This window comes from Methylobacterium sp. CM6247, from assembly GCF_054817925.1.
In genome coordinates, this window is the sequence record NZ_JBTXKX010000003.1 from 4,682,579 (window position 1) to 4,703,879 (window position 21,301).

The window sequence follows — 21,301 nt, forward strand, 5'->3', positions numbered from 1 at the left end:
CTGTCTCTCCGCCGGGATCAGGCTGCTTTGGGCTGGAAGGCGGGGTGGACTACCTGTCCGTCCCGGGTGAGGTTCGTCGCCTTCACGAGCTCGTCATCCCATTTGATGGCGAGGGCCTTGGCTTCCTTGTCGATCAGTGTCTCGACGAACGCGAACAGGTTTCTGGCGTAGAGGCTGGACGCCGTGGCCGCGAGGCGGCCGGCGACGTTCACGTGGCCCACGATCTTGACGCCGTTCTCGGTGGTGACGATCTCGCCCGCCTCGGCACCGGCGACGTTGCCGCCGCGCTCGACGGCGAGGTCGATGAGCACCGAACCCGGCTTCATGGACGCGACCATGGATTCCGACACGAGCTTCGGGGCCGGCCGACCGGGGATCAGCGCCGTCGTGATGACGATGTCCTGCTTGGCGATATGCGTCGCCACGAGCTCGGCCTGCTTCTTCTGGTATTCGGCAGACATTTCCTTGGCATAGCCACCGGACGTCTCGGCCTGCTTGAACTCGTCGTCCTCCACGGCCACGAACTTGGCCCCGAGGGATTCGACCTGTTCCTTGGTGGCGGGCCGCACATCCGTGGCCGTCACTACCGCTCCCATGCGCCTCGCGGTGGCGATGGCCTGGAGACCGGCGACACCGACACCCATGACGAAGACGCGGGCGGCCGGCACAGTGCCGGCGGCGGTCATCATCATCGGCATGGCGCGCCCGTACTCGGCGGCGCCATCGACCACGGCGCGGTAGCCCGCGAGATTGGCTTGGGAGGACAGGACGTCCATCACCTGGGCGCGGGTGATGCGGGGCATCAGCTCCATCGAGAAAGCGCTGATGCCGGCATCCGCCATGGCCTGCAGCGCGGTCTCGTTCCCGTAGGGATCCATGATGGCGACGACGGTGGCGCCGCTCTTCAGAAGCTTCAGCTCGTCCTCGCTGGGACGCCTGACCTTCAGGACGAGATCGGCGTCCTTCGCCGTCTCCTCGGCCGTGGCGGCGATGCTGGCGCCCACCGCTTCGTATTCCGCGTCCGGAACACCGGCCTTCAGGCCCGCGCCGGACTGGACCGTGACGTCGACGCCGAGTCCTCTGAATTTCTTGATCGTATCGGGCACCGCCGCCACCCGCGGCTCAGCGGGATCCGACTCTGTCAGGACAGCGATGCGCATTCAAAGACCTCCTTCGGCAATCATGCTCGATTGCCGCGGCTTAGCAGGAATATAGAGCCGCGGATCGCTGGTATACCAGCGATCCTGGGCTACGTCACGCGAAGAAGAGGTACAGCGCCAGCAGGAGCGCCACCGCGAACGGTGCCTTCCAGCCGATGCTGGGTACGAATGCACCCACGGCGCCGGCGGCTCCCGACAGGAGAACACCGAAGATGGCGGTGAGCCAGGCCTCGTGAATACCGCCCACGGCCAGGGCGAGCACCCAGCAGATCACCACGCCCGTGCCGATTTCCACAAACCGGACAAAGCCGCGATAGGTCTGTTCGTGGGTCTTCTCGTCCATCGCCGGGCTGTAATGCACGCCGGTCACGCTCTTCGCATCAGCCATCTTGCGCTCGTCCCCTTGGTCATCATCTTGATTGGTTCCAAGCGGATTTAGCGCAAGCCTCGATCGCTCGCAATCGAGATACCGACTGGCGAAAATATGGGAAGCGGGATTTATCCAATGGAATGACAGTTCATCCCCGCCTGTCATGGGCGAGCTTACCCGCAGGCGGTCGTGCCCGCCCTTCGGTGCTTCCCGGTGGCGAACATGACTCGTGGGAACGGGCCGAAGCGGACCCGCCCGGTCTTCGACGGATCGCCGGTGTTCGAAGGCGGGTTCGCTGAAAGCCGCTTCGCGATCTACCTAGACCGGAAGCGGAAGGCCTGCCGCCATCAGGGCCGTGCCCTGCCGCTCGGTCAGGGTCTCGAGAGAGAAGCGCTCGATCTCGGCCTCGAATAGCCGATGGTAATTCAGCTCCGAACGCAGGTGCAGGAACACTGCGCCGAGCCCCACCGCCGCCCGGTCCATGAAGACGAATTCCTGTGGCACCGTCACGGGGCCGCGCTGCTTCAGGGCTTGGTGCACCTCGAAGGCCTGCCGCCGCCCGTATTCTCCGGGCTTGACCCCATCGGCCACGGTCCTCGTGCGGTCCTCCAGAATTGGGCCGTAGATGAACCGCGCCCAGATGTTAAGGATCTCGATCAGCTCCTTGGTGAGGTTCTTGAACCCCCAGACCTCGTAGGCGTGGACGATCCGGGCGTTGTCGTCTTCGAGAAGACCGCGATAGAGATCGACCACCCCACCCACGAATCGGGGGTGGAAGATGCGAACGCAGCCGTAATCCAGAAGATTGATGCCGCGCGCCTCACCGTCCTCCGAGAACACAGTATAATTGCCGAGATGCGGGTCGCCATGGATGACGGCGGCTCGGCTGAAAGGGTGCCACCACGCCTTGAACATCGCCTGCGCGAGGCGGTTGCGGATCTCGATCGGCTCCTCGGTGAAGTCGAGGATCCTGTCCCCCTCGAGCCAGCCCAGGGTGAGGAGGCGCTTCGTCGAAAGATCCGTGTGGATCGCCGGCACCCTCACATCCGCGATATCCTGCAATACCGCCCCGTAGAGGGCGGCATGTTTCGCCTCGCGCTCGTAATCAAGTTCCTCCCTGACTCGGGCGCCGATCTCCTTGGCAATCTCGCGGGTATCGAGCCACGAGCTGAGGCGGCGATGGAGGGCGAAGGCGATTTCCAACTGCTTCAGATCGGCCTCCACGGCCGATTGCATGTCGGGATACTGAAGCTTGCAGGCGAAGGGTGTCCCATCCAGGCCGGTCGCGCGATGGACCTGGCCGAGGGAGGCGGCGGCGGCGGGCCTGAGATCGAAGGAACCGAACCTTTTCTGCCAATCGGGTCCGAGCTCGGCCAACATCCGGCGCTTGACGAAGGCCGCTCCCATGGGCGGCGCGTCGGATTGCAGTTTCTGTAGCTCGGTCGCGTATTCCGGTGGCAGCAGATCCGGCACGGTGGCGAGCAGCTGCGCCACCTTCATGATCGGACCCTTCAGCCCGCCGAGGGCCTGCGCCAACGCCGCCGCGTTGGTCGGGGTCTCGCCCTTACCGAAGAATTTGGCGCCGGCCATGCGCGCGGCGACGCCGCCCACATTCGCACCCACCCGGGCATAGCGGCTGGCGCGCGCCGAGAAGCGGTTGGCTTCGTTGTCGTGATCGGCCATCGAATCCATTCTGCGCGACGAAGGAGTGTCACCACGAGATAGGCTCCTTCCCGAAGGGTACCAGGGCCATGGGCCCATGGGTCGCGGAACTTGCGTCGCGGAAGGGGCTACGTCGTTGGCCAGTTGTCGCGGATCCAGCGCGTGAGGCCGTCCTCGTCGATCTCGCTCGCGGCGAGACCGAAAATCATTCGAGTCGCCTCGGCCTGATCCGGGCGGAAAGCAACGTGGTTGAGCCGTAGGAACAATGTCATCGCCACGAAGGCGATGCGCTTGTTGCCATCGATGAAGGCATGATTGCGCGCGAGACCGAATGCATAGGCCGCAGCCAGTAACGCTAAATCGCCGTCTTCGTACCGCCAGCGATTCACAGGCCGCGCCAAAGCGGATTCGAGTGCGTTCTCGTCTCTGAGACCAGGAGGACCACCAAACCGGACGAGCTGGCGCTCGTGGGCGACTTTGACCTCTTCAGAGGTCAGCCAACGGGGCTCGGTCACTGCGCCAGCGCCCGCAAGGTATCCTTATACTCCTCCATGATGTCGTCGACGATCGCCATCGCCTTGTCGAAATCAGGATCGTAGGGGGTCAGCCGCACTCCACCATCGGGCATCTCGGTGATGTGGAGCCACTGGCCCTGCCGCAGATTGAGCTTGGTGATCAATTCCCGTGGCAGGATGAGCCCAGTGGAATTTCCGATCTTTTTTACCTCGAGCTTCATGGCAATTCGTCTTTCCGTTGTACGTTCTGTACAACGGAAAGACCGCAGCGCAAAGGCTCCTATCCCTCCATCGCTTCCAACTCGACGATCATCCCCTCGATCATGTTGAGGCCGATCTGCCAGAAGGCGGGGTCGCTGGCGTTGAGGCCGAAGGGGGCCAGGAGCTCACCGTAGGGCTTCGACCCACCGGCGGAGAGCAGCGCGAAGTAGCGGTCGACGAAGCCTTCCTCCGCCTTGGCGTAGACGCCATAGAGCGAGTTCACGAGGCAATCGCCGAATGCGTAGGCGTAGACGTAGAACGGCGAGTGGATGAAGTGCGGAATATACGCCCAGAACGGCTCGTAGCCGGCATCGAGCGAGATCGCCGGGCCGAAGCTCTCGGCCTGCACCGACATCCAGAGGCCGTTGATCTGCTCGGCCGTGAGTTCTCCCTCGGCGCGGGCGAGATGGACCTTCCGCTCGAAGAGATAGAACGCGATCTGGCGCACGACCGTGTTGATCATGTCCTCGACCTTGGCCGCCAGCATGGCCCTGCGCTGGACCGTGTCGGTCGTGGAGGCGAGCAGGCGCCGGAACGTCAGCATCTCGCCGAACACGCTCGCGGTCTCGGCCAGCGTCAGCGGCGTCGGTGCCATCAGCGCCCCGTTGCGCGAGGCCAGAACCTGATGCACCCCGTGGCCGAGTTCGTGCGCGAGGGTCATCACGTCCCGCGGCTTGCCCTGGTAATTCACCAGCACATAGGGATGCGCCGAGGGCACGGTGGGATGAGCGAACGCGCCCGGTGCCTTGCCCGGACGTGTCGGCGCATCGATCCAGCGGCGGTCGAAGAAGGTCTTGGCGATGTCCGCCATGCGCGGTGAGAAGGCCCCGTAGGCGTCGAGCACCATGTCGCGCGCTTCGGCCCAGGGAATCGTGCGCTGCTCCACTCGCGGCAGCGGTGCGTTGCGGTCCCAATAGGGCAGGACGTCGACGCCGAACCACTTCGCCTTCAGCTTGTAATAGCGGTGCGAGAGGCGTGGATAGGCGGCCTGCACGGCGTCCACCATGGCCGCCACCACCTCGGGTTCGACCCGGTTCGACAAGTGGCGGTCGTCGGCCACATCCTTGAACCCGCGCCAGCGGTCGGAAATCTCCTTGTCCTTGGCCAGGGTGTTGGTGATGAGGGCGAAGGTCCGCAGATTGGCGCGGAACACGTCGCCCAGGGCCACGGCCGCTTCCTTCCGCACCGCCCCGTCCGGGTCCTGCAGCTTGTTGAGCGTCGGCTCCAGGGTGAGCATCTCGCCCTGGAGGGGGAAGCGCAGGGACGCGATCGTGCCATCGAACAGCCGGTTCCAGGCAGAACGTCCGGTCACCGACTTCTCGAGAAACAGCTTCTCGGTGCGGTCGTCGAGTTGGAACGGCTTCTCGCGGCGCAGATCCTCGACCCAGGGGCGGTAATGCGCCAGGGGGCCTTCCGCCATGGCGGCGTCCATCAGGGTGTCGTCGACGCGGTTGATCTCCAGGGCGAAGAACAGGAGGTGGCCCGAGGCCGTGGTCAGGCGTTCCTGAGTGTCACCGTAGAACTTCTGGCGCCGCTCGTCCGTGGTGTCGCCCGAATAGACGAGGCCGGCGAATGACATCAGGCGGCCGAGGCGGTCCTCGATCGCCTCATAGGCGGCTACCGCCTCGGCGAGCCGCGAGGACGCATCGGGCCCCGCGGCGATCTCGGCGATGACGCCGCTCCACCGCTCCGAGAAGTCACTGCATTCGTGCTCCGCCCGCGCGATGTCGCTACGGAAGTCCGGCGAATCGATTCCGGAATAGAGGTCGCTCAGATCCCATTCGGGAAGCGAGCCGAGGTCGAGAGCAAGAGCGGCAGCCCTCGCGACGTTGGTCCCTTCCGATCGTTGGCCGGCCGGCATCCGGGCGGCGCTGGGCAGGCTGGCATGAACGACGGCTCGGCTCGACATGGTGACTTTGATCCTGAAGCGGCGTTCCCGCGCCGTCGGGGTTGATATCGAGCGCCAGGGCCGCGTGATCAACCGAGTCGGTGCATTCCGCCGCAACGAATCTCCGGCAGAGCCTCCGCCGGCCCAACCCGCCCGGGGAGTGGACCATCAGGAAAGAAAGTGGGATCGTCGTTAAGCACAGCTTTACGCTCTTCGCTCACCCTACGGATCGAAACGAAACACCGGTGGCTGGTTCGCAGGGCGATATCCTGGGGGCGATCACCTTTCACAGCACACGGTCGAGGCTTTCCGCATGTCGACAACGGTCCTCATCGTCGACGACGATCCCGTCCAGCGCCGGCTCGCCGAAGCGATGGTGCGTCGCCTCGGTTTCGAAGTGAAGGTCGCCGAGAGCGGTGAGGACGGGCTGTCCGTGTTGCGGTCCGGCGAGCCTATCGACGTCGTGCTCCTCGATCTGGTGATGCCAGGCGGGCTCGACGGTCTCGCCGTCATGGCCCAGATGCGCCAATCGGGCCTCGACACGCCCGTCATCGTCCAGACGTCCAACGGCTCCATCGACGCCGTCGTCAACGCCATGCGGGCCGGCGCCACCGATTTCGTGGTGAAGCCGGCCGGTGCCGAGCGGCTTCAGGTGTCGATCAAGAACGCGCTCAAGGTCGATCGGCTGGAAGAAGAGGTGCGTCGCATGCGGCGCCGCGCCTCCGGCTCGCTCACCTTCAAGGACCTGTCCTCGCGCAGTCCCGACATGGAGCGTGTGATCCGGCTGGCCGAGCGTTCGGCTAAGTCCAACATCCCGGTCCTCATCGAGGGCGAGTCCGGCGTCGGCAAGGAAGTTCTGGCCCGTGCGATCCAGGGGTCGGGCGATCGGCGCGGCAAGGCTTTCGTCACGGTCAATTGCGGGGCGATCCCCGACAATCTCGTGGAATCGACCCTGTTCGGGCACGAGAAGGGCGCGTTCACGGGCGCGACCGAGCGTCATATGGGCAAGTTCGTCGAAGCCTCGGGCGGAACGCTGTTCCTCGACGAGATCGGCGAGTTGCCGCTCGATGCCCAGGTGAAGCTCCTGCGCGCGCTGCAGGAGGGCGAAGTCGATCCGGTGGGCGCCAAGCGCAGCGTTCGGATCGACATCCGGCTGATCTCGGCCACGAACCGTTCGCTCCTCGACCTCGTCAAGCAGGGTCGCTTCCGCGAGGACCTGTATTACCGCCTCAACGTTTTCCCGATGACCCTGCCTCCGCTCCGGGCGCGCCGCGAGGACATCCCGGACCTGGTGCGCTCGTTCTGTGCGCGCTTCGCGGCCGAGGAAGGAAAGCGCGTCCGTGCGATCACGCCGGAGGCCATGTCGCTGCTCTGCCGCTACGGGTGGCCCGGCAATGTCCGCCAGCTCGAGAACGCCCTGTTCCGCGCCGTGGTGCTCGCCGATAGCGACGAGCTCACCGTGTCCGAGTTCCCGCAGATCGCCGCGCAGGTGGAAGGGTTCGACGTGCGCATTCCGGCCGCCCCGGTCCAGCCCATGGTTCAGGCCGGCATGCCCGAGCCGGTGCGCGAAATCGTCCGCGTCGAAGTCCGCGACCCCCATGCGATGACCCTCGTCACCGAGGAGACCGGCGAGATGAAGCCGATGGACGAGCTGGAGGCGGAGATCATCCGCTACGCTCTGCAATATTACCGGGGCCGCATGTCGGAAGTGTCGAGGCGCCTCGGCATCGGCCGGTCGACGCTCTATCGCAAGCTGAAGGATCTCGGTCTCGACGACGACGAGAAGAGCGACGAAGCCGCCGCCTGAGACTGGGGCAGCGTTTCCGTCGCGGCCCGTCTGGCCGGGATGTGCGTCAAGGCACTGCGTTTCGGGCCGGGAGATCCCGGCAAGCCTCCACTGTTGCCCGCGCGCCGTTGCAAGCGGTTGCGCAAGCAGCGATTGTTTGACCGCAAACACGGCCGATACGGCCGGTCCCGGGAGTTTCATCATGGGCGCTTCGCGCTCCGCCTCCGTCGCACTGGCCGCCCTCATGGTCGGTTGTGTCGGCTACGCGGCAAGGGCCGAGCCTCGGCTCGACCAGACTCCGTCCGTGGTGCAGAGCGCCGCCACGCCCTCGGTCTCATCCGATCAGGGACAGGGCGATACGGCGGCGACCGGGGCGATCTCCTCGCCCGTATCCCCCTCCCCCAACCCGGCAGAGGCCGCCGTGGCGGGAGATTCCGCGCAAGTCCCGTCCGATGCCACCCGGGAAGGCGCGTCGGAGACCAGAAGCGTCGAGGATTCACCCTCGAAGGCTGAAACGGGCTCCGAGCCCGCCGCCGCGGTGGCCGCCGCTCCGGTGCCGACCGATCCGATGGGGGCGGCCCTGGCCGCTCGTCTCGCCGATCCGGCCCCGCTTCTCGCCCGCCTGAGCACGAAGGACCGGGAGGCGATGCAGGCCTTCTACGGGCTCGGCGCCTTCAAGCCGGTCTGGGTGGTCGATGGAGCCTTCACGGCTGCCGCCAAGGCCGCCACGTCGCGGCTCGCCCTCGCGGCCGAGGATGGTCTCAACGTTCAGGCCTATCCGGTACCGGTCATCGGCACGCAGGGACTGACCGAGGCCCAGACCGCCGAGATCGAGCTGAAACTCTCGGCCGCCATCGTGCTCTACGCCAAGGATGCGCGCGGCGCGCGCGTCAATCTGGCCGCCGTCTCGCGCCTGATCACGCCCACCCTCGACATTCCCGGAGCGGATGCGGTTCTGGCGCGCGTCGCCAGCGCCGGCCCGCAGGCCGGTGCCGCGCTGCAGGGCTACAACCCGGCGCAGGCCGGCTACCTCGCCCTGAAAGCCCGGCTCGCCAGCCTGCGCAATCTTCACGGCGCGCCCATGGCGACGTCGCCCGTGTCGATTCCCGCCGGACCAGTCCTGAAGGTTGGGATGCACGATCCCCGTGTCCCTGCCCTGCGCAGGCATTTCGGTCTGCCGACCCGCACCGCCGGTACCCTCGACGCCGCGTCGGGCGAGCCAGATGCGTTCGACGGGGCCGTGTCCGCCGCGGTGGCGAAGTTTCAGCGGGGCCGTGGTCTGCCGGCCACCGGTACGCTGACGCAACAGACCGTCGCCGCCCTCGGCCGGTCCGAGCCGTCTGCACGCGCGAGCGACGAGGAATCGACGGTTCTCGTCAACATGGAGCGCTGGCGCTGGCTGCCGAGCGACCTCGGACGCGACTACGTACTGGTCAACATTCCCGAATTTCGCCTGCGCGTGATCCGCAATGGGTCGGTGCGCGACGAGACCCGCGTCATCGTCGGTAAGACCGAGACGCCAACGCCGGTCTTTTCGGGGATGATGGAATACGCCGTCGTCAACCCATCCTGGAACGTGCCGCCCTCGATCCTGAAGAACGAGTTCCTGCCCGCCCTGGCCCGCGACCCGAATTACGCGGCTCGTCGCGGCTACGAGGTCGTTTATCGCAACGGCAACATCTCCGTGCGCCAGCCGCCGGGCGAGCGGAATGCGCTCGGCTTCATCAAGTTCCTGTTTCCCAACAACCATGCCGTCTACCTGCACGACACCCCCAACCGCTCACTGTTCTCCGCCTCCCAGCGGGCGATGAGCCATGGCTGCGTGCGCGTGGACGATCCCTTCCGTTTCGCCGATTCGGTGCTTCCTGAAGCCTGGTCGAGCGAGCGCTTGAAGAAGCTCATCGGCAAGGGCGAGCGCACCATCCGCCTGCCGGAGAAGCTGCCGGTCCATCTCGCGTATTTCACCCTCGCGGCGGACGATCACGGGGCTTTGCGCACCTATTCCGATCTCTACGGCCACGACGCGCGTATGAAGATCGCGCTCGGCCTCGCGCCGGGAAGCCTGCTCGTCGCCAAAGCTCCGACCAAGGCACCCGCAAAGCCTCCGGCCAAGGTCGCGGCGCGACCGGCGCCATTGGCACCGGGTGCGAGTGCGCCGTCGACAGAGGCTCGCCGTACGGTGTCCCGCCCCGCCGTGTCAGCCGGAGCCGCTCCCGTCCGCGCCTCCCGGTCCGCCGAAGCCGCAGGCGTCGATCCATGGGGAGCCCCCCCAGCCCCTGCCCCGGCCCCGGTCTCCCGCGGCTGGTGGTAGCGCGCCTCCTCTTGTTGCGTGAATGTCACGCGAGCCAGAATGTGTGATGCCGCTCTTGCGGCGTCGTGATCGTGCCGGCGCGCCGGCACGATTTCGCCACGGTTCAAACCTAGCCGTTTTGGAGACCGGCGAATGGCTGAGGACCCGATAACCGTCCATTTACGGTTTTCGGCAACCTTGCGTTCACCATGATCCGCGCGACAACGCGCGGTCTGGCAGAGGTGAGGACGATCGTGGGCAGTTCGCTACGAGAAGAGGCCCAGCCGGCCGATCGATCCACCCAGCCTGCCTCGCGCCTGCTCGTCTATCTCCGCAACGCCTGTTCCCATCCTCGCCTACGCCGTGCGATCATCGTGGCGTCGGGCATCGCCCTGGCGCTCGGCGCGGGCACGCGGGGGACGCAGGATGCGGTCGCCAATGGCGATACCCGCACCCTCTCGATCTACCATACCCATACGAAAGAGAGCGCCACGATCACGTTCAAACGTGACGGGCGCTACGACCGGGCCGCGCTGGAACAGCTCAACTGGATGCTGCGCGACTGGCGCATGGACGAGCCCACCAAGATGGACCCGCGCCTGTTCGACACGGTGTGGGAGGCCTACCGGTCGGTAGGCTCGCAGGAGCCGATCACCGTGGTCTCGGCCTATCGGTCACCGGGCACCAACGCCATGCTGCGCCGCCGGTCGCGCGCCGTGGCCGAGTTCAGCCAGCACATGCTCGGCAAGGCGATGGATTTCTACCTGCCGGATGTCTCCATCGACCAGCTTCGCGCGGTGGGCATGCGGATGCAGCGCGGCGGTGTCGGCTGGTATCCCCATGCCGGCTCTCCCTTCGTCCATCTCGATGTCGGGTCGGTCCGTTCCTGGCCGCGCATGAGCCATGACCAGCTGGCGCGCCTGTTCCCCGACGGCAAGACCGTGCACCTGCCCGCCGACAACCGGCCTCTGCCGGGCTACGAGCTTGCCCGTGCCGAGGTGCTGGCCCGTGGCGGCACCGTGCTCGGCGTGACCCAGGTCGCGACGGTGGAGGAGGATGACGGCCCGAGCATCAAGGGCTTCTTCGCCAGCCTCTTCGGTGGCGGCTCCAAGACCCCTGCGCCGCCGCCCGAAGCTCCGGCGCGGGCTCGGGCAAAGCCCACCGTTCTCGTGGCCAGCGCCGATCCGGACGACCAGTCCGGCACGCGCGAGGCTCTGGCTTACGCCGCCCCGGCCGCGTCCGATGCCCTCAAAGGTGCTCTTCTGCGCCGTGACGAACGCGATGCGCAGAGCCTCCTCACCCAGGAGGTCGCCAAACCGACCGCTGCCGCCGATGCAGAATCGAGCCTGATCGACGTGCCGCTGCCGCCACGCCGGCCCTCGGAACTCGCCGCCGTCACCGCTGCGCTCACCATGCCTCTGCCGCCGCCGCGGCCTTCCATCCAGGTGGCGAGCCTCGGCCCCACCGGGATGGCCGCGACGCCGACCGTTCCTGCCGCACCCGCCCGCCTGGCCCGGCCCGTGCCGGCCGATGCCGACGCGAAGACGCAATTGCGCGCCTTGTTCGAGGTGGCCGCAGCTTCGACCGCGCCGGCTAGCCGCGCCTCGCCCGTTCATGTCGCCCCGTCGCGTGCTCGCACCGATGCCGCGCCGGCCGGCTTCGTCGCTCAGGCGGAAAGCGGCGTGCGCAGCCGTTTCTCGGGACGTAGCCCCGGCGACGACCTCACCGCCGCGCGCTTCACCGGATCGTCCACCCGCGCTGTGGCTGCCGGTCGCTGAACGTCGCGACGGCGAGGGTCGCCCACCAGCGTCGATGCCGAAACCGGGGCGGCGGTGATGGGCTGCGCATCGTTGGGTACGGGGAGCCGCCCCGGCTTGACGCGCTGCCGGCCACGGGACACGAAGGCCCTGGCAATGGATTCTGCCGGGCGTAAGCCGAACCGCCACAAGGGCTGATGATTCCTACCCTTTTGCCATTCAGCAAGACGGTGGAGCCATGCTCGCCTTCCTCAAAGATCGGATTGCCGGGCTCAAGCGCGCCACGAGGCGATGCGCGGCTTGGGTCGTGGCGTTCGCACGCTGGGCGGTGATCCTCGTGCCGCTGGCGGCCGTCGTCGGTACGCTTTGCGCAGCGTTTCTCTGGAGTCTCGACGTCGCGACGAAAGCCCGGTTCTCGCATCCATGGCTGCTGTTCCTGCTGCCTGTCGGGGGCTTCGCCATCGGCCTGCTCTACCACCGTGTCGGGCGCAGCGTGGAGGGCGGCAACAACCTCATCGTCGATCAGATTCATGAGCCCGGGGGCGGCGTTCCCCTGCGCATGGCACCGCTGATCTTTCTCGGCACCGTGGTCACACACCTCTTCGGCGGCTCGGCCGGGCGGGAGGGTACGGCGGTGCAACTCGGCGGCAGCCTCGCCAGCGGCATCGGGCGGCTGGCGAAGCTCGATCCGGCGGCCACCCGCATCGTGCTTATGGCAGGCGTGGCCGCAGGGTTCGGGGCGGTGTTCGGCACCCCTATCGCCGGAGCCGTCTTCGCTCTTGAAGTCCTGGCGATCGGCCGGGTGGAATATGGCGCGCTCATTCCCTGCCTGCTGGCGTCTGTCATCGGCGATTGGGCCTGCCAGGCCTGGGGCATCCATCATTCCCTCTTTCGCATCGCCTATCTCGCGGACGTGACCGGCCCGATCGCCCTCGATCCGAGCCTGCTGGCCAAGGCGGCGGTCGCCGGCATCGCCTTCGGGCTCGTGGCGCTCGTCTTCGCGGAAGCCAACCACCTCCTCGGCGGCTGGCTGAAGCGCTTGATTCCCTACGGACCCCTGCGCCCCGTCCTGGGTGGAATGGCCGTGATCGGCCTCGTCTATGCGCTGGGCACCCGTGACTATCTCGGCCTCGGCGTCACGGCGCCGGATCCGGGAGGCCTGAGCATCGCGAGCTTCTTCGGGCCGGAGGTCCATCCCTGGTCCTGGGCCTGGAAGATCCTCTTCACCGTCGTCACTCTGGCCTCGGGCTTCAAGGGTGGGGAAGTCACACCACTCTTCTTCATCGGCGCCGCCCTCGGCAATGCGCTGGGTGGCCTGATGGGGGCACCCCTCGACCTGATGGCGGCTCTCGGTTTCGTGGCGGTTTTCGCGGGAGCGGCTAACACCCCCCTTGCCTGTACGCTGATGGGGATCGAACTGTTCGGGGCGACACACGGCGTCGCCATCGCGGTCGCGTGTTTCACCGCCTATGCCTGTTCGGGCCATCGCGGCATCTACCTGTCGCAGCGCATCGCCGTCTCCAAGGGTGGGGCCGTCGAGGCCGGGGCCACCCTGCGCGGCGAACGGACCCGGCTCTGAAGCGGCGGGAGGCACCGAGCACCTCCCGCCCGGTCCTCGGCTCGTGTCGTGACGAAGTGGGTCTGCCGTGTCGCACGCCTGTCCGTGCCGCCGCGCGGAGGCGAGCCCGCCGGGCTCAGTGCGACGTGGCGTGAGCACGGTCAGCATCAGCTCGACCCGTCTTCCGCCCAGTCGGTCAGGGGAAGACGGCCGCCTTCGGCCTCGATGGAGCGCCGCGCGATGTCGGGCTACACCATGCCGAGGGCCTGCATGTAGAGCTCCAGGATGGCTTCTTCCTCCTGCCGCTCGGCATGGTCCTTCTTGCGCAGGGAGATGATCTTGCGCAGGGCCTTCACGTCGAAACCGGTGCCTTTGGCTTCGGCATAGACGTCCTTGATATCGCCGGCGAGGCCGGCCTTTTCCTCCTCCAGGCGCTCGATGCGCTCGATGAAGCTCTTGAGCTGGTCGGCGGCAACCGAGGAGGCATCGACGGCGGGTGCGGCGGAAGCGGCCATGAGCGTCTCAATTCCTGATCTGACGCGCATCGGGTGGGATGCGCCGGAGGAGGCTGGTTAAGCGATCACGCTTACCGGAAGCTTAGTGCGGCTCGGCTTGCGCCTTCGAGAAGGCCGACTGTTGCTCGGGCGTGGCCTCGGCCTGGTTCAGCCGCTTCCATTCCTCGTAGGGCATTCCGTAGACGCGCTCGCGAGTCTCGTCCTTGCTGAGGCCCAGGCCGCGCTCGTCGGCGGCGTCCTTCATCCAGTTCGACAGGCAGTTGCGGCAGAAGCCGGCCATGTTCATGAGGTCGATATTCTGGACGTCGCTGCGCGTCTGCAGATGCGCCACGAGGCGGCGGAACACCGCGGCTTCCAATTCGGTCTGCGTGGCGGTGTCGATTTCGGTCATGGCTGTTTCCTCGTCCTTCGGCTCGCGGGCGGTCACCGCTTTCGCGCGAGGATATACCATCGCTGACGCGCGGTCCCGTTTTCGGGCGCATGGTGATCCCGGCGTTCCTGCGCGCACGACCTCCCGCGAGAATGCGGGAGGCGTCGGACATTTCTCTTCGCTCTCTTGCGTCTGACGCATCGCAAAGCCTCAAATTACCGCTCGCACGGCGTCTCGCGCATGAAGGTGCCAAACCGCACGACGTTGCGGCGGGGTTCGTCCTACATCGGGGCTACACAAGAACTCACGGCCCACCGCCCTCTGACGGAGACCGCGACATTCAATAGGATCTAGTCATGAACACTCGTCTCGCTTCCGCCGTCGCCGCTGTTGCTTTGAGCCTCGGCGTCGTTGCTTCGCCTGCTCTCGCTCAGAGCTATAATGCGCCCGCCGGTATCTCGGCCTATGCGGCTCCCGGCAGTGCAGGCCGTCAGGTCGTCGCCGATGACGACTTGACCACCGGGTCGGTCGTCAGCCGCCGCAGCGTCGATTCCGCCCAGGAAGGCAACGCCGAGCAGAACAGCTTCCCGGTCTGGCAGTACGGCCGCACCTCGGGCGGCCCCCGCTAAACAGAGGCTGACGGAATGACGAAAGCGGCGGGGCCTGAGCCCCGCCGCTTTCGTATGTGCTCTCTGTTTATCACTAAATGACGGTCAGCCGGCTTTCGGCATCAGCGGTCGGAGGAGCTTGGCGAAACGCGCCGCCCATTCGATCTGGCCCGGCTCCAGGGCGATGAGATCCTGTCGGATCTCCACGAGGGCGTTGGGAAGGCCGCGTGCGATGGCGTGGCGATCGATCGTGTCGCCCGGCAGGCCGCCGCCATAAGGCTCGTTGTCGCCCACCGTCAGCCCGGCCGGGTCGGCGCGCAGCCCGGCGATGAGGGGCGCGCTCATGCGGTCGTCCCTGTCCCACAGGATGCCCACATGCCAGGGCCGCATGGTGCCGCGCCATGAGGCCGTGAAACTGTGCATCGTGACGATGGAGGGCGGCACGCCTACCTCCGTGGCCTGCGCGACGGCCGTATCCACTGCTTCGTCGAAGGGCACATAGAAGCGCCGGATGCGCTCCTCCTTTCCGGCTTCGTCGATCCTGGCATTGCCCGGCACCACGGCGCCGTCCGACAGACGCATGACCAGCGTCGGGTCCTCCCGCCCCCGGTTGGGATCGATGACCAGGCGTGAGAACCGCGTGAGGATGGCCGGCACGCCGAGATGCGCCGCGAGGCGCCGGGTGACCTCGGCCGCGCCGATATCGTAGGCGATGTGGCGCGCGAATTCCCGCTCGGGCACCCCGAGCTGCGCCAGATCCTCCGGAACGTGATTCGAGGCATGCTCGCAGATAAGGAGGAGTCCCGAGGCGGGATCGCCGGGAATCGTCTCGACGGGATGCGGCGGAAACATGAGGCGGGCACGGTCCTTCGGGGCCGATCGGGAGGAAATCCCCCTCTTCAGGCATGAAACACGCCGCCGGTCGGGTCATCGCACGCTTGCCGAGGCGGCAGGGCTCGGGCACAGCACGTATAGGCGATCGCGCCGCCACGGCAATAATCCGGCGGACAAGCAATCCGGCCCGCGCGATCGGACCTTGATGAGACACGGACACGCCATGACCGCGCCTTCACACACTTCGCCCGCTCCCTCCCCTTCGTCCCACGACGCCGCTCGCGGCCTGCTTCTCGGCTTCCTCGACGAGGCGATCGCCGCCGCGCATCCCTCCCGCTGCCTGGTGCCGCATCTGCCCGCCCCCGGCACGGGTCGGCTGATCATCCTCGGTGCCGGCAAGGCCGGCGGAAGCATGGCCGCGGTCGCGAGCCGGTTCTACCGGGAGCAGCACGGCGTCGACGAGAGCCGCATCGTCGGTCTGGCGGTAGCGCGCCACGGCTACGGCGAAGAAGCCCCGATGATCCGAATGGTCGAGGCCGGACATCCGGTGCCGGACCAGGCCGGCATCGATGCCACCATCGACGCCCTGAAGATCGCCGCCGATGCCGGACCGGAGGACGATGTGCTCGTGCTGCTTTCGGGCGGCGGATCGGCGAATTGGATCGCGCCGGCCGGCGACCTCACTCTCGGCGAGAAACAGGCGATCACCAAGGCGCTCCTGCGTTCCGGCGCGCCGATCAACGAGATCAACGCGGTGCGCAAGCACCTGTCCCGGATCAAGGGCGGCCGGCTGGCCATGATGGCCCGCAACGCGCGCTCGATCCTGACGCTGGCGATTTCCGACGTGCCGCATGACGATCCGGCGGTGATCGCCTCGGGCCCGACCGTGCCCGACCCCTCGACGCTCGCCGACGCGCGCGAGATCTGCGAGCGCCGCAACATTCCCCTGCCGGAGACCGCCAAGGCGCTCCTCAACGACCCGGCCAACGAGACGCCGAAGGCGGGCGACCCCTCCTTCGCCCGCGCCGAATACCGCATCATCGCCCGTCCCATCGACGCCCTGGATGCGGCGGCGGAGGCCGCGAAGCGCGCCGGCTACGAGGTCGTGATGCTCGGCCCCGACGTGGAGGGAGAAGCCCGTGAGGTCGCGGCGGAACACGCCGCCCTCGCCAAGGAGATGAAGGCGGCCGGCCGCAAGGTGGCGATCATCTCTGGCGGCGAACTCACCGTGACCATCGTCGGCGAGGGCCATGGAGGCCCGAACCAGGAATACGCTCTCGCCCTCGCGATCGGCCTCGATGGCGAATCCGGCATCCTCGGCATCGCCGCCGATACCGACGGGACCGATGGCGGACGTGGCGCGGCCACCGATCCAGCCGGCGGGCTTGTCGACCCGACCACGCTGGAGCGCGCCCGCGCCGCCGGCCTCGACCCGGCTGCCATGCTGGCGGACAATGATTCGACGAAGTTCTTCGCCACGATCGGCGACCTCGTTCAACCGGGTCCCACACGCACCAATGTCAATGATTGCCGTATCATTCTCGTCGGTTGACGACGTGAGCTGTCGCCGCCCCTCCCCCATTGGCGGGCGAGGGGCGGTCTTGGCCGGCCTCGTTCTTGCCAGCCTCGTCGCCCGGCCCTTGCCGGCCCAGGCGGACCTCCGTATGTGCAACCAAACCGGGAGCAAGGTCGGCATCGCGCTGGGATATCGCGACGGCCAGGGGTGGGTGACGGAAGGCTGGTGGGACGTGGCCCCCAAGGGCTGCGAGACCCTGCTGCGTGGGGCGCTCGCCTCGAGATTCTATTACGTGTTCGCCGTGGACTATACTCGCGGCGGAGAATGGAACGGTCGCTCGTTGATGTGCACCAAGGACGCCGAGTTCACGATCCACGGCGTCGAGGATTGCCTTGCCCGCGGGTTCGATCGCAACGGCTTCTATGAGGTCGATACCGGCGAGCAGAAAAGCTGGACGATCCAGCTCACGGATCCGAGCCAACCACCAAGTGCGGGGCAATAGCAAGGCAACCTCTTATCTCTAATCACGCTGGCCTGGAGCACAATAAATTCGTCATCAAATCTTAGCTTTTGCTAGAGCTGTACCCTGACGGGTTGCATTGTTTGGGGTAAGCGGTCTGGCTCGTGTGTGATTCACTGGACGGGCTTATGAGGGTCAAAAGCCGTGCCTTCAGCGCTTTCGGTCGATTTGCGTAAGCGTGTCGCAGCCGCGATTGAAGCAGGCGCATCGCAGCCTCAGGCTACCGAACACTTCGGCGTCGGAGTTACCAATGCGATCCGCTGGCAGGAGCGTTTTCGGCGGGAGGGACGGATCGCGCCCAAGCCGATGGGCGGCGACCTTAACTTGCGGCGACTGGAAGTACAGGATGCCTTAGGCCTTCGGACCTACGAAGAACACCCGCTCTCCTTCCTGCGGGAACTCTGCAACAGGCTCCGGGACCGCAGCGTCCGAGCAAGCACGAGTAGCCTGTCAAGCCTCTTCGCCCGGCATAGAATAACCTGTAAAAAGAGGTTGTCTACGCGGCCGAGCAGGAGCGGCCGGATGTGAAAGCTGCCTGAACGCCCACAAAGTCGCCGGGGTGCGCAAGGCCATCTAGGTGGTATGCGGACGGATACTATACCTCCTGCCCTATAGTCCAGATTCTAACCCCATCGAGCAGGCCTTAGCCAAAATGAAAGCCCTCCTTCGGGCCGCCGCAGCGCGAATCGCTGACGACTCGACAATCGCCATTGAGAACGAGTTCGCCGCCTTCCGACCGCACGAATGCCGCAACTATTTCACCGACGCTCGATATGATGCCTATTCGCCAAGCTGAGCGGGCACGGCTCTGGGAGCCCGTCCGCGTAACGAGTTCGGGTGGGAGGCTCATCGTCGAGATCCGGACGGGGGTTACCGTGGGCTTTGGGCTCAGTGCCCGGCCTTGGCCAGCTTCAGGAGGTTGTGGGCGGTGCAGATCATCGCCCATTCGCCCCGGACCTGAACGAGCCCGCGGAGCAGGAACTGGCGGAAGCCTCTGGCCTGCTTGATCTGCCCGAACACCGGCTCGACGACCTGCTTCCTGAGGCGGTAGCGGCTTCGGCGGCCCGCTCGCTTCAGCCGCGCGGCCATCGCGCGCATCAGGGGCGTCTTCGTCAGCTTTCGACGCCCGGACGCATCCGCCTCGCCGTGACGCGCCCGACCCGGAGCCAGATAAGCGGTGATCCGCCGCTCCTTCAGCGCGGCCAGGTTCGCCTCGTTGGCAAAGCCTGCATCGCCCGAGACCTCGCAGGGCTTGCGCCCGAGATGAGCGCGAATGTCATCGATGAGCGGCACGAGGGCGCGGGCATCGGCGGCGTTCGTTACGAGGCGGTGCGCCACGATGATCTGATGCCCGGCATCGACGGCGATCTGGCCGTTGTAGCCCTGTACGAACCCGTCGCGCGCGGGCAGGATCCGGCTGTCTGGGTCGGTGAAGTTGCGCTGCGCCCGATCTGGCGGACCGCCGTTCTCACCGCGCAGGGGCCGACCATGCCAGCGCATACCCGAGGACGCGCCCGGCCCGCTCTCGTCCTCGGGGTCGGGCGGAGCGACCGCTTCCGCCTCCAGCGCGGCCTTGGCGGCGCGGATCGTCTCCAGCCGTCGCTGCTTGTCGGCCATCCAGTCCGGCGTCTCGTCCCCACGCCGGGTCGCGCCTTGCGCCTCATCCTCGGCCGCGTCCGCCGCACGCGCCTGCTCCAGCCAGGCATCGACCTCGGCGGCCAGCGCCGGCTCGGCTGTCTTCATGCGTCCGTAGCTCATCGCCTTGTGGCGGGAGGCGTTGGCCTTCACCTTGGTGCCGTCCACCGCGACGTGGGCGAACTGGACCAAACCAGCCGCCCGGCACAGGCGCAGCACCTGCACGAACAGGTCGGACAAGGCCACGAGGTGGCGCTTGCGGAAGTCGGCGATGGTGCGAAAGTCCGGCCGGTTCAGCCCGGTCACCGCCATGACGTCGACCCGCTCCTCGCAGGCCCTGGCGAGTTGACGCGACGAGTACAGGCTCCGGCTGTAGCCGTAGAGAAGGAGCGCCACCATCATACCCGGATGGTAGGGCGGGTAGCCGCGCTCCTCGCGGTAGGTGTCGAGGATGGCCGAGAGGTCGAGCGCTTCCCGCACTGTGTCGCGTACGAAGTGTGCCATGTGCCCGGGCGGCACGAACTCGTGCAGCGAGGGCGGCAAAAGCCAACCCTGATCAACATCCCACGCGCGAAACACCTTGGCCATCGGCCAAGTGAATCACCCACTGACCACGCCGTCGAGAGCATTACTCGGACGGGCTCCTAGCTTCAAAACGAGTGCAGACCAGAGAGCAAGGTTACCTGCCATCGTCACACCGCCGACGATGCAATTACTTCGGATCTCGGCCGCCGAATCGGACAAGCCAATATTTCATTGCCGAACATCAGCCCAACTAAGTGCTAATCCTCACCGAAAATATCAATTTGCATACCATTTTATGATTCGTCACGCCTTAATTAGATCTTTCATTGGTCTTATGTGCCCACTGCCAGGAAAAACTATATTGCTTAACTGATTATCGTTCAGATCAAGCTGGGCCACTAAGATTCCCTTCAATATACTTCGTAAATCAATTGTTGGCATCAAATCACGTGCATCAAGTAAATTTTTCTCAGAAAGACCAGGCCAATCAGCGATTACTCGTCCTCCATTTACCTGACCGCCGACGAGCAGCGCGACACCGCCATTGCCGTGATCCGTCCCGCGCGAACCATTGACGTACACGGTTCGCCCAAACTCGGTTACTATCAGTACTGTCGTACTCGCCCAAGCAGTGCCAAGAGATTGTTCCAGGGCTGCAATGCCTTGATCGAGGGCTGCCAGATTCTTGGCTAGGCGCCCTTCGTAGGGCGATTCCATCATATGAGTGTCCCAACCGTCAAAGTTCATCACGGCGATCCTCGGCCCTTCGGGGGCTGCCATCAAGCGGGCCGCCGCCCTAGCAGCTTCGGAAAATCCACCTACGGAAGCAGCATTCTTAGTCCCCTCGCGCATGGCAGGAATGTCACTTAGAAAGGCATCGACGCGGGCACCCTCGCGCAGAGCTCGGCTTAAGGTCCTGTCGCGAGCATCGTATAGGGCCATCAGACGTTCTACAGTATCCTTCTCGGCATAATTAAGTATTTGCGGCTGCCAACTCTCAACAGGGGCCTTGCCCCTTAAGATGAGCGGCGCTGTAGCAGCGATCGCAAGTCCAGGGCGTGGCTTGATCTGAGCGCCCTTGACGACATGCATCTCAGCTAGTGCACGGTTGAGCCATCCAGTATCGACGCCAGTTCCCGATTTGGGCATACCATTTTCAAGGACTTCCTGTGCATCGAAATGCGAGCGTGCACGGTAAGGAGTGGCAATAGCGTGAAACACCAGCGCTTGCTTCTTGTCGTACATGCGCGCGAGATTTGTCAGTGCTGGATTAAGACTGAACATCCCATCCAGTTTTGGTGATACCGAGAGCCTAGGACTCTGGAAATCCGAGCGCAGAGTAGCAAAGTTTGGATCGCCGATTGGCATCACCGCTCCTAGGCCATCAAGGCCTCCCCGCAGGATGACAACCAACAACCGCCTCTCATCAGCACCGGCTGCCCATGCCTTTGGAATAAAGGGCGAGGCAAAAAGCGTCGCGCCGGTGAGCTGGAGCAGGCGGCGCCGGTTCGTCAGAGCTCCGGACATTGAC

Annotated in this window: 18 protein-coding genes, 1 pseudogene and 1 riboswitch; of the genes and pseudogenes, 8 read left to right on the plus strand and 11 right to left on the minus strand. The window is 65.9% G+C overall.

Translation table 11 applies throughout. The features are described 5' to 3' along the window. Positions 1–17 precede the first annotated feature (17 nt). From ACYQOP_RS23240 to ACYQOP_RS23265, 6 genes are all read right to left on the minus strand, one after another. Positions 18–1,160, minus strand: coding sequence for a Re/Si-specific NAD(P)(+) transhydrogenase subunit alpha (locus ACYQOP_RS23240; protein ID WP_207412112.1), 1,143 nt, complete (start codon positions 1,158–1,160; stop codon positions 18–20). 94 nt (positions 1,161–1,254) lie between these two features. Then, positions 1,255–1,548, minus strand: coding sequence for an aa3-type cytochrome c oxidase subunit IV (locus ACYQOP_RS23245; RefSeq protein ID WP_056429210.1), 294 nt, complete (start codon positions 1,546–1,548; stop codon positions 1,255–1,257). Between the two features lie 300 nt (positions 1,549–1,848). Beyond that, a complete protein-coding gene (locus ACYQOP_RS23250; RefSeq protein WP_461224400.1) occupies positions 1,849–3,213 on the minus strand; it encodes an ABC1 kinase family protein in 1,365 nt (454 codons plus the stop codon). A 107-nt stretch (positions 3,214–3,320) separates the two neighbouring features. After that, entirely contained in the window at positions 3,321–3,707 is a 387-nt protein-coding gene (locus ACYQOP_RS23255) for a type II toxin-antitoxin system death-on-curing family toxin (RefSeq protein ID WP_461224402.1), read from the minus strand. After that, positions 3,704–3,928, minus strand: coding sequence for an AbrB/MazE/SpoVT family DNA-binding domain-containing protein (locus ACYQOP_RS23260; RefSeq protein WP_056429206.1), 225 nt, complete (start codon positions 3,926–3,928; stop codon positions 3,704–3,706). Before ACYQOP_RS23260 ends, ACYQOP_RS23255 begins: the two co-directional genes overlap by 4 nt. A gap of 59 nt (positions 3,929–3,987) precedes the next feature. Further along, entirely contained in the window at positions 3,988–5,829 is a 1,842-nt protein-coding gene (locus tag ACYQOP_RS23265; RefSeq protein ID WP_461225440.1) for a M3 family oligoendopeptidase, read from the minus strand. 340 nt (positions 5,830–6,169) lie between these two features. Here ACYQOP_RS23265 and ACYQOP_RS23270 point away from each other — a divergent pair, with 340 nt between their 5' ends. The 4 genes from ACYQOP_RS23270 to ACYQOP_RS23285 all read left to right on the plus strand — a co-directional run bounded on the left by ACYQOP_RS23270 (position 6,170) and on the right by ACYQOP_RS23285 (position 13,268). Then, entirely contained in the window at positions 6,170–7,663 is a 1,494-nt protein-coding gene (locus tag ACYQOP_RS23270) for a sigma-54-dependent transcriptional regulator (protein WP_461224404.1), read from the plus strand. Positions 7,664–7,844: 181 nt separating this feature from the next. Further along, positions 7,845–9,953 (plus strand): L,D-transpeptidase family protein, encoded by a 2,109-nt coding sequence (locus ACYQOP_RS23275; RefSeq protein ID WP_461224406.1) that lies wholly within the window; start codon positions 7,845–7,847, stop codon positions 9,951–9,953. A 188-nt stretch (positions 9,954–10,141) separates the two neighbouring features. Next, positions 10,142–11,710, plus strand: coding sequence for a DUF882 domain-containing protein (locus ACYQOP_RS23280; protein WP_461224408.1), 1,569 nt, complete (start codon positions 10,142–10,144; stop codon positions 11,708–11,710). Positions 11,711–11,832: 122 nt separating this feature from the next. Further along, a riboswitch (Fluoride riboswitch) is annotated at positions 11,833–11,903 on the plus strand. Between the two features lie 24 nt (positions 11,904–11,927). Further along, positions 11,928–13,268 (plus strand): voltage-gated chloride channel family protein, encoded by a 1,341-nt coding sequence (locus ACYQOP_RS23285; RefSeq protein ID WP_461224410.1) that lies wholly within the window; start codon positions 11,928–11,930, stop codon positions 13,266–13,268. A 227-nt stretch (positions 13,269–13,495) separates the two neighbouring features. Here ACYQOP_RS23285 and ACYQOP_RS23290 read toward each other — a convergent pair whose 3' ends face one another. Continuing rightward, positions 13,496–13,762: a DUF2312 domain-containing protein gene (locus tag ACYQOP_RS23290; protein ID WP_018044356.1), complete on the minus strand. Its 267-nt coding sequence runs from the start codon at positions 13,760–13,762 to the stop codon at positions 13,496–13,498. A gap of 82 nt (positions 13,763–13,844) precedes the next feature. Further along, positions 13,845–14,153, minus strand: coding sequence for a DUF1244 domain-containing protein (locus tag ACYQOP_RS23295; protein WP_056429233.1), 309 nt, complete (start codon positions 14,151–14,153; stop codon positions 13,845–13,847). A 335-nt stretch (positions 14,154–14,488) separates the two neighbouring features. Between ACYQOP_RS23295 and ACYQOP_RS23300 the strand changes: the two genes are divergently transcribed. Beyond that, on the plus strand, positions 14,489–14,761 hold the full coding sequence (locus tag ACYQOP_RS23300) for a hypothetical protein (RefSeq protein ID WP_056429196.1): 273 nt from the start codon (positions 14,489–14,491) through the stop codon (positions 14,759–14,761). An 84-nt stretch (positions 14,762–14,845) separates the two neighbouring features. Here the strand turns inward: ACYQOP_RS23300 and ACYQOP_RS23305 are convergent, their stop codons facing one another. After that, positions 14,846–15,592 carry an N-formylglutamate amidohydrolase gene (locus ACYQOP_RS23305; protein ID WP_461224413.1) on the minus strand — a complete coding sequence of 249 codons (747 nt, stop codon included), beginning with the start codon at positions 15,590–15,592 and terminating at the stop codon, positions 14,846–14,848. Between the two features lie 205 nt (positions 15,593–15,797). Here ACYQOP_RS23305 and ACYQOP_RS23310 point away from each other — a divergent pair, with 205 nt between their 5' ends. The 3 genes and pseudogenes from ACYQOP_RS23310 to ACYQOP_RS23320 all read left to right on the plus strand — a co-directional run bounded on the left by ACYQOP_RS23310 (position 15,798) and on the right by ACYQOP_RS23320 (position 18,406). Beyond that, entirely contained in the window at positions 15,798–17,126 is a 1,329-nt protein-coding gene (locus ACYQOP_RS23310) for a glycerate kinase type-2 family protein (RefSeq protein ID WP_461224415.1), read from the plus strand. Positions 17,127–17,175: 49 nt separating this feature from the next. Then, complete coding sequence (locus ACYQOP_RS23315; protein ID WP_461224417.1) at positions 17,176–17,592, plus strand: DUF1036 domain-containing protein; 417 nt, start codon at positions 17,176–17,178, stop codon at positions 17,590–17,592. 162 nt (positions 17,593–17,754) lie between these two features. After that, positions 17,755–18,406: pseudogene (locus ACYQOP_RS23320) on the plus strand (helix-turn-helix domain-containing protein). A 92-nt stretch (positions 18,407–18,498) separates the two neighbouring features. Here the strand turns inward: ACYQOP_RS23320 and ACYQOP_RS23325 are convergent. Then, a complete protein-coding gene (locus tag ACYQOP_RS23325) occupies positions 18,499–19,833 on the minus strand; it encodes an IS1182 family transposase (RefSeq protein WP_461224419.1) in 1,335 nt (444 codons plus the stop codon). 240 nt (positions 19,834–20,073) lie between these two features. Continuing rightward, on the minus strand, positions 20,074–21,297 hold the full coding sequence (locus ACYQOP_RS23330) for a DUF1501 domain-containing protein (RefSeq protein ID WP_461224421.1): 1,224 nt from the start codon (positions 21,295–21,297) through the stop codon (positions 20,074–20,076). Positions 21,298–21,301 lie beyond the last annotated feature (4 nt).

Bases quoted from the DNA above. Each gene is read 5' to 3' on its own strand.
- ACYQOP_RS23240 (WP_207412112.1), bottom strand. From the start codon at position 1,160: ATGCGCATCGCTGTCCTGACAGAGTCGGATCCCGCTGAGCCGCGGGTG.
- ACYQOP_RS23245 (WP_056429210.1), bottom strand. From the start codon at position 1,548: ATGGCTGATGCGAAGAGCGTGACCGGCGTGCATTACAGCCCGGCGATG.
- ACYQOP_RS23250 (WP_461224400.1), bottom strand. From the start codon at position 3,213: ATGGCCGATCACGACAACGAAGCCAACCGCTTCTCGGCGCGCGCCAGC.
- ACYQOP_RS23260 (WP_056429206.1), bottom strand. From the start codon at position 3,928: ATGAAGCTCGAGGTAAAAAAGATCGGAAATTCCACTGGGCTCATCCTG.
- ACYQOP_RS23265 (WP_461225440.1), bottom strand. From the start codon at position 5,829: ATGCCGGCCGGCCAACGATCGGAAGGGACCAACGTCGCGAGGGCTGCC.
- ACYQOP_RS23270 (WP_461224404.1), top strand. From the start codon at position 6,170: ATGTCGACAACGGTCCTCATCGTCGACGACGATCCCGTCCAGCGCCGG.
- ACYQOP_RS23275 (WP_461224406.1), top strand. From the start codon at position 7,845: ATGGGCGCTTCGCGCTCCGCCTCCGTCGCACTGGCCGCCCTCATGGTC.
- ACYQOP_RS23280 (WP_461224408.1), top strand. From the start codon at position 10,142: ATGATCCGCGCGACAACGCGCGGTCTGGCAGAGGTGAGGACGATCGTG.
- ACYQOP_RS23285 (WP_461224410.1), top strand. From the start codon at position 11,928: ATGCTCGCCTTCCTCAAAGATCGGATTGCCGGGCTCAAGCGCGCCACG.
- ACYQOP_RS23290 (WP_018044356.1), bottom strand. From the start codon at position 13,762: ATGGCCGCTTCCGCCGCACCCGCCGTCGATGCCTCCTCGGTTGCCGCC.
- ACYQOP_RS23295 (WP_056429233.1), bottom strand. From the start codon at position 14,153: ATGACCGAAATCGACACCGCCACGCAGACCGAATTGGAAGCCGCGGTG.
- ACYQOP_RS23300 (WP_056429196.1), top strand. From the start codon at position 14,489: ATGAACACTCGTCTCGCTTCCGCCGTCGCCGCTGTTGCTTTGAGCCTC.
- ACYQOP_RS23305 (WP_461224413.1), bottom strand. From the start codon at position 15,592: ATGTTTCCGCCGCATCCCGTCGAGACGATTCCCGGCGATCCCGCCTCG.
- ACYQOP_RS23310 (WP_461224415.1), top strand. From the start codon at position 15,798: ATGACCGCGCCTTCACACACTTCGCCCGCTCCCTCCCCTTCGTCCCAC.
- ACYQOP_RS23325 (WP_461224419.1), bottom strand. From the start codon at position 19,833: ATGGCCAAGGTGTTTCGCGCGTGGGATGTTGATCAGGGTTGGCTTTTG.
- ACYQOP_RS23330 (WP_461224421.1), bottom strand. From the start codon at position 21,297: ATGTCCGGAGCTCTGACGAACCGGCGCCGCCTGCTCCAGCTCACCGGC.